The 17,849-nt window shown below is 61.2% G+C and carries 15 protein-coding genes; 6 read left to right on the top strand and 9 right to left on the bottom strand.

Annotated elements, in window-relative coordinates:
* Positions 1-37: 37 nt before the first annotated feature.
* Positions 38-1,834 (bottom strand): acyl-CoA dehydrogenase family protein, encoded by a 1,797-nt coding sequence (locus V9T28_RS07520; RefSeq protein ID WP_116398396.1) that lies wholly within the window; start codon positions 1,832-1,834, stop codon positions 38-40.
* Between the two features lie 168 nt (positions 1,835-2,002).
* Between V9T28_RS07520 and V9T28_RS07515 the strand changes: the two genes are divergently transcribed.
* Together V9T28_RS07515 and V9T28_RS07510 are read left to right on the top strand one after the other, a co-directional pair.
* Positions 2,003-2,995: an L-threonylcarbamoyladenylate synthase gene (locus tag V9T28_RS07515; RefSeq protein ID WP_116398395.1), complete on the top strand. Its 993-nt coding sequence runs from the start codon at positions 2,003-2,005 to the stop codon at positions 2,993-2,995.
* 330 nt (positions 2,996-3,325) lie between these two features.
* Positions 3,326-4,213, top strand: coding sequence for a LysR family transcriptional regulator (locus tag V9T28_RS07510; RefSeq protein WP_116398394.1), 888 nt, complete (start codon positions 3,326-3,328; stop codon positions 4,211-4,213).
* 13 nt (positions 4,214-4,226) lie between these two features.
* On the opposite strand, the gene V9T28_RS07505 is transcribed toward V9T28_RS07510, so the two are convergent.
* From V9T28_RS07505 to V9T28_RS07495, 3 genes are all read right to left on the bottom strand, one after another.
* Positions 4,227-4,616: a DUF4260 domain-containing protein gene (locus V9T28_RS07505; protein WP_116398393.1), complete on the bottom strand. Its 390-nt coding sequence runs from the start codon at positions 4,614-4,616 to the stop codon at positions 4,227-4,229.
* A 67-nt stretch (positions 4,617-4,683) separates the two neighbouring features.
* A complete protein-coding gene (locus V9T28_RS07500) occupies positions 4,684-5,406 on the bottom strand; it encodes a C13 family peptidase (RefSeq protein WP_116399746.1) in 723 nt (240 codons plus the stop codon).
* 124 nt (positions 5,407-5,530) lie between these two features.
* Positions 5,531-6,742, bottom strand: a complete 1,212-nt coding sequence (locus tag V9T28_RS07495) for a cell wall hydrolase (protein ID WP_245423800.1) — start codon at positions 6,740-6,742, stop codon at positions 5,531-5,533.
* A 320-nt stretch (positions 6,743-7,062) separates the two neighbouring features.
* On the opposite strand from V9T28_RS07495, the gene V9T28_RS07490 reads away from it, so the two are divergent.
* Positions 7,063-7,593 carry a VOC family protein gene (locus V9T28_RS07490; RefSeq protein ID WP_116398392.1) on the top strand — a complete coding sequence of 177 codons (531 nt, stop codon included), beginning with the start codon at positions 7,063-7,065 and terminating at the stop codon, positions 7,591-7,593.
* A gap of 16 nt (positions 7,594-7,609) precedes the next feature.
* On the opposite strand, the gene V9T28_RS07485 is transcribed toward V9T28_RS07490, so the two are convergent.
* Genes V9T28_RS07485 through ppdK form a run of 3 tightly spaced genes read right to left on the bottom strand, consistent with a single transcriptional unit; the run spans position 7,610 to position 11,706 of the window.
* Positions 7,610-8,563 carry an ArgK/MeaB family GTPase gene (locus tag V9T28_RS07485; protein ID WP_116398391.1) on the bottom strand — a complete coding sequence of 318 codons (954 nt, stop codon included), beginning with the start codon at positions 8,561-8,563 and terminating at the stop codon, positions 7,610-7,612.
* The gene (locus tag V9T28_RS07480; RefSeq protein WP_116398390.1) at positions 8,560-8,979 is read right to left on the bottom strand and encodes a secondary thiamine-phosphate synthase enzyme YjbQ; all 420 of its coding nucleotides are present in this window, start codon (positions 8,977-8,979) and stop codon (positions 8,560-8,562) included. The genes V9T28_RS07485 and V9T28_RS07480 overlap by 4 nt, the downstream gene beginning before the upstream one ends.
* 48 nt (positions 8,980-9,027) lie before the next feature.
* Positions 9,028-11,706: a pyruvate, phosphate dikinase gene (ppdK, locus tag V9T28_RS07475; protein WP_116398389.1), complete on the bottom strand. Its 2,679-nt coding sequence runs from the start codon at positions 11,704-11,706 to the stop codon at positions 9,028-9,030.
* A gap of 695 nt (positions 11,707-12,401) precedes the next feature.
* On the opposite strand from ppdK, the gene V9T28_RS07470 reads away from it, so the two are divergent.
* Both V9T28_RS07470 and V9T28_RS07465 read left to right on the top strand, forming a co-directional pair.
* The gene (locus V9T28_RS07470) at positions 12,402-14,417 is read left to right on the top strand and encodes a glycosyltransferase family 4 protein (protein ID WP_116398387.1); all 2,016 of its coding nucleotides are present in this window, start codon (positions 12,402-12,404) and stop codon (positions 14,415-14,417) included.
* Between the two features lie 24 nt (positions 14,418-14,441).
* Complete coding sequence (locus V9T28_RS07465) at positions 14,442-15,197, top strand: phosphodiester glycosidase family protein (protein ID WP_116398386.1); 756 nt, start codon at positions 14,442-14,444, stop codon at positions 15,195-15,197.
* Between the two features lie 16 nt (positions 15,198-15,213).
* On the opposite strand, the gene V9T28_RS07460 is transcribed toward V9T28_RS07465, so the two are convergent.
* Entirely contained in the window at positions 15,214-15,849 is a 636-nt protein-coding gene (locus tag V9T28_RS07460; RefSeq protein WP_116398385.1) for a LysE family translocator, read from the bottom strand.
* Positions 15,850-15,977: 128 nt separating this feature from the next.
* Here V9T28_RS07460 and V9T28_RS07455 point away from each other — a divergent pair, with 128 nt between their 5' ends.
* The gene (locus V9T28_RS07455) at positions 15,978-16,682 is read left to right on the top strand and encodes a helix-turn-helix transcriptional regulator (protein WP_116398384.1); all 705 of its coding nucleotides are present in this window, start codon (positions 15,978-15,980) and stop codon (positions 16,680-16,682) included.
* On the opposite strand, the gene aroC is transcribed toward V9T28_RS07455, so the two are convergent.
* The gene (aroC, locus tag V9T28_RS07450; RefSeq protein WP_116398383.1) at positions 16,679-17,797 is read right to left on the bottom strand and encodes a chorismate synthase; all 1,119 of its coding nucleotides are present in this window, start codon (positions 17,795-17,797) and stop codon (positions 16,679-16,681) included. The genes V9T28_RS07455 and aroC overlap by 4 nt on opposite strands.
* Between the last annotated feature and the right edge of the window lie 52 nt (positions 17,798-17,849).

The following is a 17,849-nucleotide window of genomic DNA, read 5'->3' as shown; positions in this document are numbered from 1 at the left end:
GACGGATCACCGCCAACGCTGCACCGCAGCCATTTCGTTATTCGGCAGCCAGAATATCCGTAACCTGGCGCAACGACGCGGCTCCCTCAGTCACCATCGCTTCGAGCCCGCCGGCCTGCGGCGCAACGTTTTCCGCGAAGAACCGCGCGACGGCAATGCGCGCCGCGTGCGCCGGATCGCTCTCGCCACCCTGCGCCAAGCGATGCGCTGCAACGGCGCTATCGAGCAGCGCCGTGCCGCCACGAGCCAGGCCGAAGAGGCGCAGATAAGGGGTCGCGCCGGCGAGCGCATCGTCGGATTTTTGCGCCAGCATCTCATACATCGCATCGCTGGCGCGAGCGAGCGCATCGAGCGTCTCGGCCATACGCGCCACACTCGCGCCGAACTCCGGCGCATTCAGTGCACGCGCCGCCTCGATGCTGGCACACATCAGCGCCATTTCCTGTTTGAAGGCGGCGCCGTTCGACAACGGCAATTTGCGCTGAACAAGATCGATGGCCTGAATGCCGTTCGTGCCTTCGTAAATCGCGGCGATGCGCGCATCGCGCATGTGTTGCGCCGCGCCCGTTTCCTCGATGAAGCCCATACCGCCATGAATCTGCACGCCGATGGAGGCGACTTCATTGCCAATGTCGGTCGAAAATGCCTTGGCGATCGGCGTAAGTAGCCCAGCCCGCTCCGCCGCCGCCTTGCGCGCTTCCGGCGTCGCGGCGCGGTGGGCGAGATCGAGCGATACTGCCGTCAGATAGCAGATGGCCCGCGCGGCCTGGGTGAGTGCTTTCATCGTCATGAGATTACGGCGGATATCGGCGTGCAGCACAATTGGACTCATGCCCTCCGCCTTATCACCCGGCACTTTGCCTTGCTTGCGCTCGCGGGCAAATTCGAGCGCCTGCTGGGTTGCCCGCTCGGCGATTCCGACGCCTTGCAACCCAACCCCGAGCCGCGCGTTGTTCATCATCGTGAACATGCACGCGAGGCCCTTGTTCTCCTCGCCGATCAGCCAGCCGATCGCGCCGCCATTGTCGCCATAGGCCATGCTGCAAGTGGGCGAGGCATGAATGCCGAGCTTATGTTCGACGCCCGAACAGCGCAGATCGTTATGCGCACCAAGCGAACCATCGGCATTCACCAGATATTTCGGCACCAGAAACAACGAAATGCCGCGCGTGCCGGGCGGCGCATCGGGCAGCCGTGCGAGCACCAGGTGCACGATATTTTCCGCCATATCGTGCTCGCCATAGGTGATGAAAATCTTGTTGCCGGTGATGCGGTAAGAACCGTCCTCGTGCGGCGCGGCCTTGGTGCGCAAGGCGCTGAGATCGGAACCCGCCTGCGGCTCGGTCAGGTTCATCGTACCAGTCCACTCGCCCGAAATCATTTTGGCGAGATAGAGATTTTTCAATTCGTCCGAAGCATGCACCGTCACAGCCTCGATCGCACCCATATTGAGCAGCGGGCAAAGTGCGAACGCCATATTGGCGGTGTTCCACAATTCGATGCAGCCGGCGTTCAGCAGATGTGGCAAGCCCATACCGCCAAAATCCGGCGCAGCGGCAATGCCGTTCCAGCCGCCATCCCGCCACTGGCCGTAGGCGGCCGGCCAGCCAGGCGCCGTCGTTACCTTGCCTTCGCTGAGCGAAATGCCGTGCTGGTCGCCGACACGGTTGAGCGGCGCGAGAACGTCTTCGGCCAGTTTGCCGGCTTGGGCGAGAATGTCCTCTGCCGCACCATCGGCCAAATCGCTCAACGTCCCGTCCGCTACCAATGCATCCATCCGGGCGACGTGACGCATAATGAAGAGCATATCGGCTACGGGCGCACGGAACGGCATGACTCTCTCCCGAACAAAGCGTTCATTGTTATGCCAAGGGTCACGAACAGTGACCTTTGGTACTATTTTTGATAAATTCCCTCGCGACGCAACGCGTTAGTTCACATATAAACCAAATCGCAGAAAAATGCAATTGTCTCCTGCCGCGGCTAAGACTAATCAGCGCGCATGAATATCCCTAGCGCCACCAAGACCCACTTGCTCGCCGCCGATCCCGCCGCGATTGCGCGCGCGGCACAGGTAATCCGCGCCGGCGGCCTCGTGTCCTTTCCGACCGAGACGGTCTATGGGCTCGGGGCGGACGCCTCCTCGGATCAGGCGGTTGCTGGAATTTACGCTGCGAAGGAACGCCCCACGTTCAACCCGCTGATCGCCCATGTGCCCGACCTCGCGGCGGCGCAGCGGCAGGGTGTTTTCGACGGCGCGGCATTGTGGCTCGCGCAGGCCTTCTGGCCCGGGCCTCTGACCTTGGTCGTTCCGCTTGCAGGCACCGCTACCGTGTCTTCCCTCGCCCGCGCTGGGCTTGCGAGCGTCGCACTGCGCGTGCCGCGGCATCCGGTCGCGCAAGAGTTGCTGCGGGCGGTGGACCGCCCCGTCGCAGCCCCTTCGGCCAATCGTTCCGGCCGGATCAGCCCGTCGAGCGCGCAGCATGTCTTCGCCGATCTCGCAGGCCGTATCGATCTCGTTCTGGATGCCGGCCCCACGGAAGTCGGCGTCGAATCGACGATTGTTTCCTGCCTTGATCCGCATCCGGTTCTTCTGCGTCCTGGCGGTGTCACCCGTGCCCAAATCGAGGCGGTATTGCGCGCGCCCTTAACCCATGTCTCGACGGGTTGTGCCGACGATCAAGTGGCGCCAGTCGCGCCGGGTCAACTCGTGTCCCATTACGCGCCGCGCGCGGCCGTCCGGCTCGGAGTACTCCAGCCCAGGCCCGACGACGCCGTTCTCGATTTCGCCGGCCAACTCGCCGGCCATCAAGGGCCCTATCTCGACCTGTCCCCCGCGGGGGACCTCATGGAAGGCGCGGCGCATCTCTTCGCCTACTTGCACCGACTCGATGCGGCGGGCGCTCCGACAATTGCCGTCGCCCCCATCCCCATGACGGACCTGGGCGAGGCCATTAACGATCGGCTTGCGCGGGCGGCGGCACCCCGGATTTGATTGATTTTTCGCACAATCCCCGCTCAAAAAAGCATGATTTACACTTTTTTGACGTTGACGCGGACTTTGCAGACGCGCAACATGTCACCGCTATTTAAACAAATTATTTATAGCGTTGTTTGTGGCGGTCCCAGTCGCTATGTCGGGAGCCGCCTTGGTTTGCAGTGCAAGGCTAGCGGACAGCAGTTCGGACGAATTGCATTTTGGAAGCGGCATCGGCAACCATGCGCACAGACGGATAATGACACGTGCAGCTTTGCCTTTGCCCGGTCACCCTGGGGCGGGATTGATAATGTGCGTGCGTGAGAGGGAAGCGACACGATGTCTAGCATGTCCACATGGGATGATTTTCGTCTCGTAAAAGCTATCGCGGACACTCGAACCCTCGCCGCCGCGGCGGAAGCGCTAGGACTGAACCATTCCACCGTTTTTCGGCGTCTGGGCGCCCTGGAAGAATCGCTCGGGGTAAGATTGTTCGAGCGCGGCCGGGCGGGCTACGCATTGACTGCCGCCGGCGAAGAAATGACGACGCTCGCCGGGCGGATGTATGAGGACATTCTGGACTTCGAGCGCAAGGTTGCGGGCCGCGACGTGAAGCCCTCCGGCGAATTGCGCGTCACGACCAATGACACGATGATTATGCATCTGCTGACGCCGATCTTCGCTGATTTTTGCAAGACCTATCCCGACATCCGTCTCGACCTGATTGTCGGCAATCAGACGCTCAATCTGGCACGGCGGGATGCCGATGTCGCCATCCGCGCGACCGACAAGCCCCCGGAATCCCTGTTCGGCCGCCGGATCAGCGCGATCAATTGGGCGCTCTATCGCCCCAAGAGCATGGACGAAAAGGCAGCCGAAGAGAAAACCGTGCCGTGGGTCGGATTTGGCGCCAATCTGTCGGGCCTTTCGGCAGCGCGCTGGATGCACGACAATGTCAACATGCAGCACGTCGTGTATCGCGTCAGCACGGTTCTGGGTCTTGCCGAGGCCGTCGCCGCCGGCATTGGCTGCGGGTGCCTGCCCTGCTTCATCGGCGACGCCAACGCCGACATTGTGCGCATCGGCGGCACCGTGCCCGAGTTGCACAACGAATTGTGGATCCTCACCCACCCCGATTTGCGCCGTGCCGCGCGCGTTCGCGTTTTCATGGAAAGCGTCGGCTCAAAGCTGGCGCGGTATCGCAAACTGTTGGAGGGGGAAAACGGCAGCGGCTAGATGTTTGTCCTCTTCATTTCCTGGGATCGGATGACTTTCCGATCAGACCAAGATGCGTAAAGGTAAAACCTTCTGTTGATTTTAATCCATAGCCAAGCATCCGATCAAAGCCGGAATGGGCGAACCAAAGTCCGCCCAGAGCGCTCAAGACTGGTAGCGAAAAGGCCATGCCCGCAGTCATAAACACTGCACCAAAAGCATAGACGTGCACTAAGTTGTAACCGAAAGCTCCAATCTTTGGACCAAAAATATAGCTCGCGAAACTGAGGTCTGGAGCAAGAAACACCAAAGGCGCTATCCACCACGGCAACTCAGAATGGAAGAAAACAAACAATAATATTCCCGCAAAGAAGATGATTGCTCCCTCAAATTTTTGCCAAGAGACGACCCTATCCACATTCATTCCCCGTTCTTTGGCGACGCAAACAGGTATTGTGAACTTAACATGTCCTAAGCCAGTGCAGTGACCGTCATTGGTCGAGCAACGGCAGCACATTTTCGCCGCCGGCCATTTGCGGATTGGAAGGTGGGAAACCTTCCGCCGCTTCCCGTTCGGCGATCAAGGATCTTGCCGTAGCGAACACATCTTTCAAGCCGCCGCCGCGCCGCATCGCCTGATCGAACAACGCCTCGCCGAAATAGGTCCATTTCGCGCCGTCACGACAGCCGAACGAGGAGTGGTCCGCATCGGCAGCGGTAATCACCAACGTATTCGGATCGGCCAAGGCAGGCACGAAAACGCCCGAATAACAGGCCGAAATGATCACCACCCGGTGCCGAATGCCACTCTCGTCGATAAGAGCCTTGAGGCCGGCGGGCGGCAACAATTGCTCGCGCCGCGGCGTCACGATGCCGATGCCTTGCGTGTCGCCATGCGAGGTCAGAATGAGAAACAACACATCGTTTTCGTCATCGGCCTTCGCGCCGATCCTTTGCAGATCCGAGACCAGTTGTTCAGCCGTGGCCGGGCCATCCCGCCGCGTATTGGCCCGCACAAGCTTGTCGCCGTGTGCATATTTGCGCAGGACGATATCCGCAGCCAACGTCGCCTCGCTGCGGAAGACACTCTGGTCGCCCCACAAAGCATAGGCAACGACATGCACGCGACGCGAGTCCTGCGCCAGCGCGGTCCCACACGCGAGAAGGAAGACAAGTAAAATTCCGAATTTGACAGCAAGGCGTGAGAACGGCATGGGCGCGAACCGGTTGAGATCATCCGGTCGGCAATGTAGGGCCATTAAGGGGCAAAAGTCGATCCAGTGCCAGGCGGCCAACACGTTTCGGCAGGTGATCTCGTGCGTCACATCACAGCGACGCTCACGTCTGCCCGGGCTTCAATTCGTAGAAGATGTGATGGCCTATCTTGTCGACGCGTTTGAGGCTTCGTGCCCAGTAAGGCGCCACATAATTCGCGTGATAGTGCGTCGCGCCGCCGACGTCAGCGACATAGGTCGAGCCGTCCCATACGCTTTTCGCGACGCGCATGGCCGTAGCCCAAGAATCTGGCTCAGTGATGCGCAGCGACTTGCCTTCGCAGGCGAAGGAGAATTGGCAGGCCATATAATGGCTGCGGTTCTGATAGACGACGCCGCAAACGCTCGTCGGATAGAGGCCGCTCTTCACCCGGTTGAGCACCACTTGCGCCACCGCTGCCTGGCCCTGCTCCGGTTCGCTGCGCGCCTCGAAATAGACGGCTTCGGCCAAGCAGCGCAGTTCCTTGTCCTGGTTGGCGGAATCGATCAGCGACGTATAGTCGGGACGCCCGCCATCGCTGCGCGGCACGAGCGTCGCGTCCGGTCCGAGCGGCACGGCGCTGCTGTAGGACGCGACTTCGACGGGCATGAAGTCGTTCGCCATCGGTGTCGTCGAATTGAGCGCCATGGCGCGCGGCACAGCCGGGGTCGCACCGTTTTGCGCACGCTTCACATTGGCTTCGCGGCGAGCGCTGGCGGTGTTGAGGCCCTGCAACGACAGGAGATCGGCTTGCGGCGTCGGCTGCAACGTCTGGACATCGTCTTCCGCGGCAGTCTGTGGCTCTTCCGCCGTGAAGCCTGAAACGGCGACACGAAAATCGTCCGAGACGGCGAAAGGTGCGTGATTGCTTGCGTCCGCGTCGGCGACAAAGTCGTCCCAACTCGTCGCCGAACCCGCCTGAACAATGTCGAGCGGCGCGGATTTGTGATCGTCGACGATGATCGGCGCCGCGTGCCCCCGCCCCTTAAGCACGATGCGCGGCGGCGGCCCATCGCTGGGTTCGTCCAGTTCGCTGGAGCCACGCATGGCCGTTGCGGCTCGGCGCACAATGTCGTTTTGCGGTAGAGCCACGATCATCGCGTTCGAAACAGACGCATGTGCATGCGATTTTGGAATCAAATCGGCGGGCGCCTCGGTCGAATTGAAGCGTAGCACGCTGGCGCCGAATGGGTGCGGCTCTTGCCCCGCCTCGGCGGTAAAGGACATCAGCAACGCTGTGGCAACACACCACGGCGCGAATGTCCCGACAGCCCAATGCAAACGCAAACGACCCATATACCGTTCCATGCTGGCGGACGACTGCGCGAACGCCGAATCAGCGAGAAATTCTGTGGCGCAAATGTCACAGACACATGCGTTATGTGATGCATGTGATTTATCGCCGATTATCCTTGCGGAAGCGTTAATCCAGGGCGCAGCAAAGTCCGCTACAGTTCTGGCAAAGCCCATTGACGCTTCCATGCTAGCCGATCGCGCCACGGCAGAACGGCCGTCCCCGGAAAGAAGAATAGGCAATCTTCAAAGATTCCGGCCGCTTGTGCTTATCTTACCACGCTGCCATGATGCCAAAACATGCCGTCACCAGAGGATGATCGATGCCGCAGCAAAAATTTGTCCCGCACCCAGGCCTTGCACCGCGCAAGATCGATCCGGGCACGCGCATCGGGCATGTCCATTTGAAAGTCGCAAATCTTGACCGCTCCCTCGCCTTCTATACCGGCGTCCTTGGCTTTGAACTGATCAAACGCATCGGCGATCAGGCCGCCTTCATCTCGGCGGGCGATTATCATCACCACATCGGCTTGAACACGTGGCAGAGCAAGGACGGCAGTCCGCCCGCGCCGGGGACGACTGGGCTTTTTCATCTTGCCATTCTTTATCCCACCCGCGCGGCGCTGGCCGACGCGTTGCGGCGCCTCGTCGCCGCTCAGATTCCGCTGGAAGGCACGGCCGACCATGGCGTCAGCCAGGCCCTCTATTTGCGCGATCCTGATGACAATGGCGTCGAACTCTATTGGGACCGCCCACGCGACCAATGGCCCCGAACGCCGGATGGTGAAATCACCATGGGGACCTATGCCTTCGACCCGAGGGATTTGCTCAAGGAACCGGAACTCGAGGGCTGAAGTGCTGGCGCGGCAATCAGGGTTGATAGCGCCGCATCAGATTTTTCGCCAAAGACAGCTCCGTTTGAAACGGCTTTTGTTCATTCTGCTCAAGGCTTGCGGCGGCGTTTAAACCCTCGCTGCCGAAGCGCACACGGATGGCCTCTCGGATCCAGCCGCGCTGCTGCAGGACACGACGGCGCACGCGCTGACCGCTGCTATCCATCCAGCTTTCATGGGCGTTGAGGGCCGCCGCGAGGCCGTCAAGACCGCTGCCGGTTGTCGCCGACACGGCGACAACCGGCACCTTCCAGGATGAAACCGGCGCCGCGAGGGTCAAGGCCCCCTCGACTTCGGCCTTGGCGCGCTGGGCGGGCGCACCCATATCCGCCTTGGTCACGGCGACGACATCGGGGACTTCCATGATGCCGGCTTTCATGAACTGGAGGGAATCGCCCGATCCCGGCTGAATGCAGAGGATCACGCTGTCGGCGACGAGCGAAATATCCGCCTCCGACTGGCCGATGCCGACACTTTCGATCAGCACATAATCATAGATGGCGCCCATGATGACCGCGGCGCTGATGGCATGGTCGGAGAGTCCGCCGAGCCGGTCGCGCGCCGCCATCGAGCGCACGAAGATGCCTCGATCCTCCGGGTCGGTTGCGAGCCGTGCACGATCTCCGAGCAGCGCCCCACCCGTCCGCTGCGATGACGGATCGACGGCGATGACCCCTACCGTCGCACCGCTCGCGCGCCAGGATCGGATGAGCGCATTGCTGAGCGTCGATTTGCCGACGCCGGGCGGCCCCGTGAGGCCGATCATATGCGCACGCCGATGCGCGACGCAGGCGTCAAGAAAAGCTGCGAGCTCCGGTGAACCCGCGCCGATTTCAATCGCAGCCAGCGCCCGCGCCATCGCGCGCTTACCACCCACGCGCAACGACGACAGATCGAGGGGAGATGCCTGCGAGGCCATGTCGGCTTTCATTCTCCGATCACGTGCACGACGACTTCGCGGCTGTGCGGCATGCGACGATGTTCGAAGAGATAGATGCCCTGCCATGTACCGAGAAGCAGATGTCGGTTCCCGATCGGAATGGCAAGATGCGATTGGGTCAGCGCAGCGCGCAGATGCGCCGGCATATCGTCCCGGCCTTCGAGACGATGCGTATAGAGATGCTCGTCCTCTGGCGCGACACGGGCAAAATAGGCGAGCAGATCAACCTGCACCGTGGCGTCGGCATTTTCCTGAATCAGCAGAGATGCAGACGTATGACGACAGAACAGTGTGGCGAGACCGGTCGCGATGCCGCTCGCCGTCACAGCGCGCGCGACATCGTGGGTAAAGTCGTAAAGGGCGATGCCCCTCGTCTCGATCGTGAGCGTCGTTTGAGCTTGCCGCATTAGGGCCCGTCCTCAATCATGGATAGGATCCGGCGCAGCTTAACTCCATTACGCTTGGCTCGCAGCCTTTTTGCCCAATGCCGCCTGCGCCGCCGCGAGCCGTGCGATCGGCACGCGGAAGGGCGAGCAAGAGACGTAATCGAGACCGGCCTTCTCGCAGAAGGCGATGGAGGCCGGATCGCCGCCATGCTCGCCGCAAATGCCGAGTTTGATCGCCGGCCGCGCCGCCTTGCCGCGCGCGGCGGCAAGCTGCACCAATTCGCCAACGCCCTCCTGATCGAGCGTCACGAACGGATCGTGCGGCAGCAAGCCCTTCGCCGTGTAAGGCCCAAGGAACGACGACGCATCGTCGCGCGAAATTCCGAGCGTCGTCTGCGTGAGGTCGTTGGTGCCAAACGAGAAGAATTCTGCCGTCTGCGCAATGTCGCCGGCGCGCAGCGCGGCGCGCGGCAATTCGATCATCGTGCCGACCTGATACGGCACGTCGACGCCCGTCTCCTGCTTCACCGCCGCGTGCATGGCGTCGATGCGCGCCTTGACGAGATCGAGTTCGGCCTTCGTCATGACGAGCGGCACCATGATTTCGGCCGTGACCGCCTTGCCGGTCTTTTGGCTGGCCGCGATCGCGCCCTCGAAGATCGCGCGCGCCTGCATCTCTGCGATTTCCGGGAACGCCACCGCCAGACGCACCCCGCGGAAGCCGAGCATCGGATTGAACTCGTGCAGGTCGGCTGAGCGCTGCTTGAGCCTCTCGGCGCTCGCATTCATCGCCTTCGCCACCTCGGCGATCTCTTCGTCCGTATGCGGCAGGAACTCATGCAGCGGCGGGTCGAGCAGACGGATCGTCACCGGCAGGCCTGACATGATCTCGAACAATTCGGCAAAATCCTGCCGCTGCATCGGCAGCAACTTGGCAAGCGCCGCGCGGCGGCCCTTCTCGTTGTCCGACAGGATCATCTCGCGCACCGCGACAATGCGGTCATCCTCGAAGAACATATGCTCGGTCCGGCACAGGCCGATCCCCTCAGCCCCGAAGGTGCGGGCGACACGCGCATCCGCCGGGGTCTCTGCGTTGGTGCGCACCTTCATGCGCCGCACCGCATCGGCCCAGCCCATCAGCGTACCGAAATCGCCGGACAATTCCGGCTGCAGCATCGCGACGGCACCGATCAAGACCTGACCCGACGTGCCGTCAATCGTGATGATGTCACCTTTCTTCAACGTCGTGCCCGCCACCGACAGGGTTTCGTTGGCATAATCGACGCGCACCGTTCCTGCGCCCGACACGCAGGGCTTGCCCATGCCGCGCGCGACCACCGCCGCATGCGACGTCATGCCGCCACGCGTCGTCAGAATGCCCTCTGATGCATGCATGCCGTGAATGTCTTCGGGCGAGGTTTCGACGCGCACCAGAATGACTTTGCGACCGGCGCCCTTCAATTGTTCGGCATCGTCGGACGAGAACACGATTTCGCCGCAAGCCGCGCCGGGCGAGGCCGGCAAGCCGGCTGCCAGAATCTTGCGCGGCGCTTTCGGATCGATGGTGGGATGCAGGAGCTGATCGAGCGCCGCTGGCTCGACACGCGCGATCGCCTCCTCGCGCGTGATCAAGCCTTCGTTAGCCATCTCGACGGCAGTGCGCAAAGCTGCCTTCGCGGTGCGTTTGCCGCTGCGCGCCTGCAGCATCCACAATTTGCCGCGCTCGACGGTGAATTCGAGATCTTGCATGTCGCGATAATGCTTTTCCAGCAATTGCGTCACGCGCACGAATTGGTTGTAGACGTCCGGCATCACCGTCTCCATCGACGGCTTGTCGGATTGGGCAGCGATGCGCGCCGCTTCCGTGATGTTTTGCGGCGTGCGAATGCCGGCGACCACATCCTCGCCCTGCGCATTGACCAAAAACTCGCCATAGAGTTCGTGCGCGCCGGTCGAGGGATTGCGCGTGAAGGCGACGCCTGTCGCCGACGTATCGCCCATATTGCCGAACACCATGGCCTGTACATTCACCGCCGTGCCCCAGCTCTCAGGGATATCATGCAGGCGGCGATAGGTGATCGCGCGCGCATTCATCCAGCTCGAGAACACCGCGCCGATCGCACCCCACAATTGCGCGCGCGGATCTTGCGGGAACGGCTTTTCGCTCTCGCGCTCGACGATTTTCTTATAGTCGACGATGAGACGCTGCCAATCGGCCGCCGTCAGGTCGGTGTCGAGCACATAGCCTTTGCGCTCCTTATATTCTTCCAGCACATCCTCGAAATTGTGCGGATCGATATCGAGCACGACATTCGAATACATCTGAATGAAACGGCGATAGGAATCGTAGGCAAAGCGCTCATCGCCGGCATTTTTGGCGAGCGCCTGAACCGTCGCGTCGTTGAGGCCGAGATTGAGCACCGTGTCCATCATTCCGGGCATCGACGCGCGGGCGCCGGAACGGACCGAGACGAGAAGCGGATTGACGTCATCGCCGAATTGGCGGCCGGTCAGCGTGCCGATATGGGCCAGAGCAGCATCAACATCGCCCTGCAGCGTTTCTGGATAGGTGCGGCTATGGGCGTAAAAATAGGTACATACTTCGGTCGTAATCGTGAAACCGGGCGGCACAGGCAGGCCGAGATTGGACATTTCCGCCAGATTGGCACCCTTGCCGCCGAGCAGGTTGCGTCCCGAGGCATTGCCCTCCGCCTTGCCATCCCCGAACGTATATACCCATTTGGTCATCCATTCCCCCTCGGCTGCTTACAGGACGCACGCGCCCTTCTGCTCCCGGCCGAAAGGCCTAAGAGCCCCAATCGATTATTTCGCACCTGCGAAATGGATGAATGTTTTGCTTAAAATAAGGCGAAAAGCAATTCTAAAGGCCGGTAAAGAGGCAAATTGCGCCCGATTTGTCGGCAATAGCAGATGCGCTCTCCGCCGCAGCAATGCCCTCGACGATAAACTATGGACACCCCAACCACTCAGCGGGTATGACGACGCGGCAGTACATTAGTTAGCAATATCTGGACCAATGGATCGCTTAGACTCTTCTGCGGCAAATGATCAGACGCGGTCGCCCGATAGCAGCAGACGGGCTGCATTGCGGTTGACCGGGCCCCTGCGCCATTTGCTCAGCGGCCTGAATGCCTGGGGCCGCCTTGCCCCCGGCAGCCGGCCGCACAGATTTGCCGTCACGCTTCTCGACCGGCTGCGGCGCGAAGCCTCTCAACGCCCCCATTTCCGCGCCGCAGCGCGGCGCCTTGCGCAATCGATCCCCGGGGCGACCGCGCTTGTTCGCGACCTCTCGCCACAGCAGGCACTTTCCGATACGCCAAGCGGCGACGCAAGGACCCTCCTGCTTCCGATTTCAGACCACGCCAGGAATATTGAATTGCTTCTGATTCAGATGATCGAATCGAGCAAAAAAGGCTTTTGATATGCGTATTGTTATCGATCTGGCGGCCGCACAATTGCACGGCCGCTCTTCTGACGTGGGCAGATATTCGCTCGCGCTCGCGCGAACCCTTTTCACACACCGGGGCACGCACGAGATTTTTACCCTGTTGGATGCGACGCAGTCGGAGAGCGCCCATTTTCTTCGTCATGCGCTGATGCGTTTTCTGCCGCCCGGCAATATTTTGGCCTGGCAAAGCGTGCCATTGACCTCGGCCAATCCGGAAGCGAGTTGTCAGCGCAACCAGGTGTCGCAGCTTATTCGCGACGCTTTCCTGGCGAAGCTGCGTCCGGATCTCGTCCAGGAGATCCGTCTCGCGGCGCACGACAACACCGATCAGGCGCCGGCTTTCGCCCCTAGCATGCAGCGCCCATACGCAACCGCAATCCTCCGCTATGAACCGGCTACCGCGGCCTCTCCCTCACCGAATGCTGTTAGTGCTTACGGCGCCCTGCCGAGCGCGCACCATGAGGAACTGGAAATAGCCCTCCTCTGCGACCCGGCCTTCAAGCTCTCTTTGGACATTCCGGCGGCCGCGCGAGACGAAGCGCGCAATGATTTGGCCGCCATGGCACTGGATCGGGCCGCAGCTTCCGATCAAGAAGCCATCGCACAACGGATGTTGCGCACTTACGAGCATCTTGTCTCGACAATGCAGCGGAGCGAGACAGGCGATCCCAAACCACCATTCTCCGCAAACGATATGCGCCAGCCGGCACCGGCGCTCCTGCACGCCATCGCTGAGCTGGAGTGCGAGCGACCATTAGGCGAAGACCTGCGATTAACGGCCCAAGCCATCGCGGCCAGTTTTCCGCGAAACGTTGAACCGCAGATCTTCGTCGACATTTCGGGCATCGTTCAATTCGATGCCAAGACCGGCGTTCAGCGCGTCACGCGCAGCGTTCTCAAAGCCCTGTACGAGAATGCGCCGGCAGGTTGGCGCGTTGAACCGGTCTACGCGCATGCGGACCGTACCGGCTATTATTATGCGCGCCGCTTTGCCAATTCATTCTTCGATCTGGGTCTGTCCGAGCTCGATGACGCGCCGATCGAGCCTTGCGCGGGGGACGTCTTTCTCGGCCTCGACCTGCAACACGATGTCGTCATCGGTCAGTCCGACTATTATAGATACCTGAGCGCTCTCGGCGTCCGGTTGTATTTCACTGTCCACGATTTGCTCCCCGTTCTGCTCCCGCACTATTTCCGCATGAACAAGGCCGATCCCGACATGGTCTATCGGCTCCATTGGCAATGGCTGAAAACAATCAGCCAATTCGACGGAGCGATATGCGTTTCAAAAGCTGTTGCGGATGAGTTTGCGTCGTGGACGGCGCAACAGCCTCGCGAACAAGAACATTCACTGCGTATCACTTGGGTCCACAACGGCGCGGACATTACAAATTCGCTCCCATCCGCGGGCATGCCGGACGGTGCGACACATGTGCTGGACTCGCTGAGAGCGAGGCGGAGCTTCCTTGCGGTCGGAACGATCGAGCCGCGCAAGGGCCAGACGCAAATTCTGGCGGCATTCGACGAGTTGTGGGCGCAGCGTCAGGATTTGAATTTGGTCCTCGTCGGCAAGCAAGGATGGGGCGTCGAGGCGCTCATCGAGAGACTTCGCAATCACCGTGAGTTCAATGCGCGCCTCTTCTGGCTCGAAGGGATCAGCGACGAATATCTCGAAAAGATATATGCCGCCTCGGCTTGCCTCATCGCCGCTAGCGAGGGCGAGGGATTTGGCCTGCCGTTGATCGAAGCGGCGCAACATAAATTGCCGATCATCGCGCGCGACATTCCGGTTTTCCGGGAAGTCGTCGGCCAACACGGGCTGTATTTCTCCGGTGTCGCGCCCTCAGACCTCGCCGAATGCGTCAAGACATGGGTCTCCTTGGACCAAGCAGGCGCGGCACCCAAATCCGACGACATGCCCTGGCAGACATGGGATCAAAGTGCCAAGCAGATTCTTGAGATTCTGCTCGATGCGCGGACCTCCCATTAGCGCATCCGAAATGAGGCGAACGCCATGAGTCTCAAGAATACGTTCGTTGTGCTCGCCGCTACTTACGCGGCTTTACTCGCGGAGCCGGCCTGTCCGGCCAGCGCGCAGCCGGCTTGCACAAACATGCGCGACCAAAACCACGATTATACGGTCTGCACTTTCGATGCGCGGCAGGATCATATCCGCTTGTATTGGAGCGATTCTGATGGAAAGCCGTTTGCCGGCGTCGACAGACTCAAGGCGACACTCGCGAGCAAGGGACAAGAGCTTGTCTTTGCCATGAACGGCGGCATGTACGACGAGAATCTCGCCCCCGTCGGCCTCTATATCGAGAATGGGCACATCGTTCACGCCGCCAATCTGCGAAACGGGTTCGGCAATTTTCATCTCAAGCCCAACGGCGTTTTCTTCCTCGGCGCGAATGAGGCCGGAGTGGCCGAGACGACGAGCTATCTCAATGCCAGGCGATCGGATGTGTTTGCGACGCAATCCGGTCCGATGCTCGTGATCAATGGCCGCCTCCATCCTCGCATCCGCGCGGCAAACGGTTCGGCGAAAATCCGTAATGGCGTCGGCGTGCGCGACGGTTACGCCGTCTACTTCGTTTACGCGCGCGAGCCCGTGACGTTCTTCGAATTCGCCAGTCTGTTCAAAGACCGCCTCGGCACGCCGAACGCGCTCTTTCTCGATGGCTCAATATCGACCCTCTACACGGCACGCGACGGCACCGTCGGCGGAATCGTGCCGCTTGGACCGATCGTCGCGGTCACGCAGCCTTAGGGCCCGTCGAGAGGGCCTATGCCGCCGTCCATCCGTGCCAGGCGGTCAAGCCCGCAACGAGAATGAACAAGATCCCGGCCAGACGTCCTGCAAGAATGGTGATGCCGGGACTGCCGACGAGGAAATCGCGGCTGCTTCCAGCGACCAGCGCCACGCTGCCGTAAACCGCTCCCTGGGTGAGCATGGTCATCAGCCCCATGACGATCGCCTGCGGCCAGAGCGGGCCGTATTGCGGGCTCAAGAATTGCGGAAACACCGCGATGACGAACAAATAGGCCTTCGGATTGAGCAAACAGGTCATCAGCCCCCGGCGAAAGCCGTGGACGAGCGACATGTGCTGCGCGCCCGCCTCGACGCCAACCGTGATGGAACTGCGGATCAGCGTCAGGCCAATCCAAGCCATGTACAGCGCGCCGGCAAGCAAAAGAACGGTAAAGACCGAAGGCGCGGCAGCAAGCAGCACGCTGACCCCGGCGAGCCCGAACAACGTATGACAGGCGCCGCCCGCCATCAGCCCAGCCGTCACGGAAAGCCCCGCCTTGCGCCCGCCGGTCAGGGCGCTGGAGAGGACGAGCAGCATGTCCATGCCGGGAACGATGATGATGCCGACCAGCAGCACGAAGAAAAGCCAAAGGTTTTGAGCGTAGGTCATGTCAGTTGCACGCGCACGAGAAGAAGAGATCTTAGAAAGAGCCCCTATTTTCCAAGGGCCTGTGCGCTTAGATACCCTATCGCAACTGCCAAGGATGTGTCAGTTGTGTTCCATCCCTGGAGGCCGCCATGCGCAAGGCGTCGCGTCTGTTCGAGATCATTCAAATTCTCCGGCTCGCGAAGCGTCCGGTGACGGCGGCGCAAATCGCGGATCGGCTCGAAGTGACCCAGCGCTCGATTTATCGCGACATCGCCGCTTTGCAGGCGATGCGCGTACCGATCGAGGGTGGCCGCGGCATCGGCTATATCCTGCGTCCGGGTTTCGATTTGCCGCCGCTGATGTTCTCGATCGAGGAAGTGGAAGCGGTGGTCCTTGGGCTCGCCCTGTTGGAGCGGACCGGCGACACGGGGCTGAAACAGGCCGCCAAGCAGGCCGGCCAAAAAATTGCAGCCGCCCTGCCCGAGCCCCTGCGCCGCAATCTAGACACCAATGCCCTCTTCGCCTGGGGCAGTGTCATGCCCGCGCCAGAAGCGATCGATCTCGCGCTGGTGCGGCAGGCCATTCGCGACGAACAAAAGCTTGCGATCATCTATCGTGACGAGGCGGGGCGCACGACCGAGCGGATCATTCGGCCCATCGCGCTGATCTATTATTCGGAAAGCGCCAATATTGTCGCCTGGTGCGAGCTGCGGCAAGATTTACGCAATTTCCGCCCCGAACGGGTGATGGCGAGCGCGCTCACGCAGACATTCTTTCGCGGCGAAGGCGATGCTTTGCGGCGCCGTTGGGTCGCCGGCTGGGACTTGAACAAGAACGCCAAAAGTACGGGCTAACGCGGCACCGGCCAGGTGCCTGCGCCCTCGCCCACTTGCCCCCGGTGACGCAGAAAGGCGTCGGCCAGCACGCAAGCCATCATCGCCTCGCCCACCGGCACGGCCCGGATGCCGACACAAGGATCATGGCGGCCCTTGGTGAAGATATCGGTTTCGGCGCCGTAGCGGTCGACGGTGAGCCGATCCTGCAGAATCGAACTGGTCGGCTTCACTGCAAAACGGGCGATGATCGTCTGGCCGGACGAAATGCCCCCCAGGATGCCGCCGGCGTGATTGGACAGGAACAAGGGCTTCCCATCGTTGCCGGCGCGCATTTCGTCGGCGTTCGTTTCGCCGGTCAACTCTGCAGCGGCAAAACCGTCACCGATCTCGACCCCTTTCACGGCATTGATGCTCATCAGCGCGCTGGCAAGCTCGGAATCAAGCTTACCATAGATCGGCGCGCCCCAGCCGGGCGGGACGCCTTCGGCTTGCACCTCGACTACAGCGCCCACGGATGAGCCGCTTTTGCGAATGCTATCGAGATATTCTGCATAAAATTGCGCGGCCTTGGCATCGGGGCAGAAGAAATCGTTGCGGCCTATCTCGTCCCAATCCCAATTGCCGCGGTCGACCTTATGCGGGCCGATCTGCACCAGAGCGCCGCGAATGGTGACCCCGGCCACCACCTGCCGCGCCACGGCGCCCGCCGCCACGCGCGCCGCCGTCTCGCGCGCCGAGGAGCGGCCGCCGCCGCGGTAATCGCGGATGCCGTATTTCATGTCGTAGGTATAATCGGCGTGGCCGGGGCGGTATTTGTCCTTGATGTCACTGTAATCCTTCGAGCGCTGGTCGACATTCTCGATCAGGAGCGTGATCGGCGTGCCGGTGGTGACCTGCTGCCCCGTCTTCTCATCCGTAAAAACACCGGAAAGAATCTTGACCGCATCCGGCTCCTGCCGCTGCGTCGTGAATCGCGATTGGCCGGGCCGGCGCTTGTCGAGGAAGCCCTGGATGAAGTCTTCGGTCAGGGGCAGTTTGGGCGGACAGCCATCCACCACGCAACCGAGCGCTTTGCCGTGGCTTTCGCCAAATGTGGTGACACGGAAGAGATGACCGAAGGAATTATGGGACATGGAACCGGACGGCAGAAGACAGAGGATTGAAAGGGCAAACCATGCCTCTTAT

The sequence above is a fragment of the Methylovirgula sp. 4M-Z18 genome (assembly GCF_037890675.1).
Classification (GTDB): domain Bacteria; phylum Pseudomonadota; class Alphaproteobacteria; order Rhizobiales; family Beijerinckiaceae; genus 4M-Z18.
This window is presented reverse-complemented; position numbering and strand designations above follow the sequence as displayed.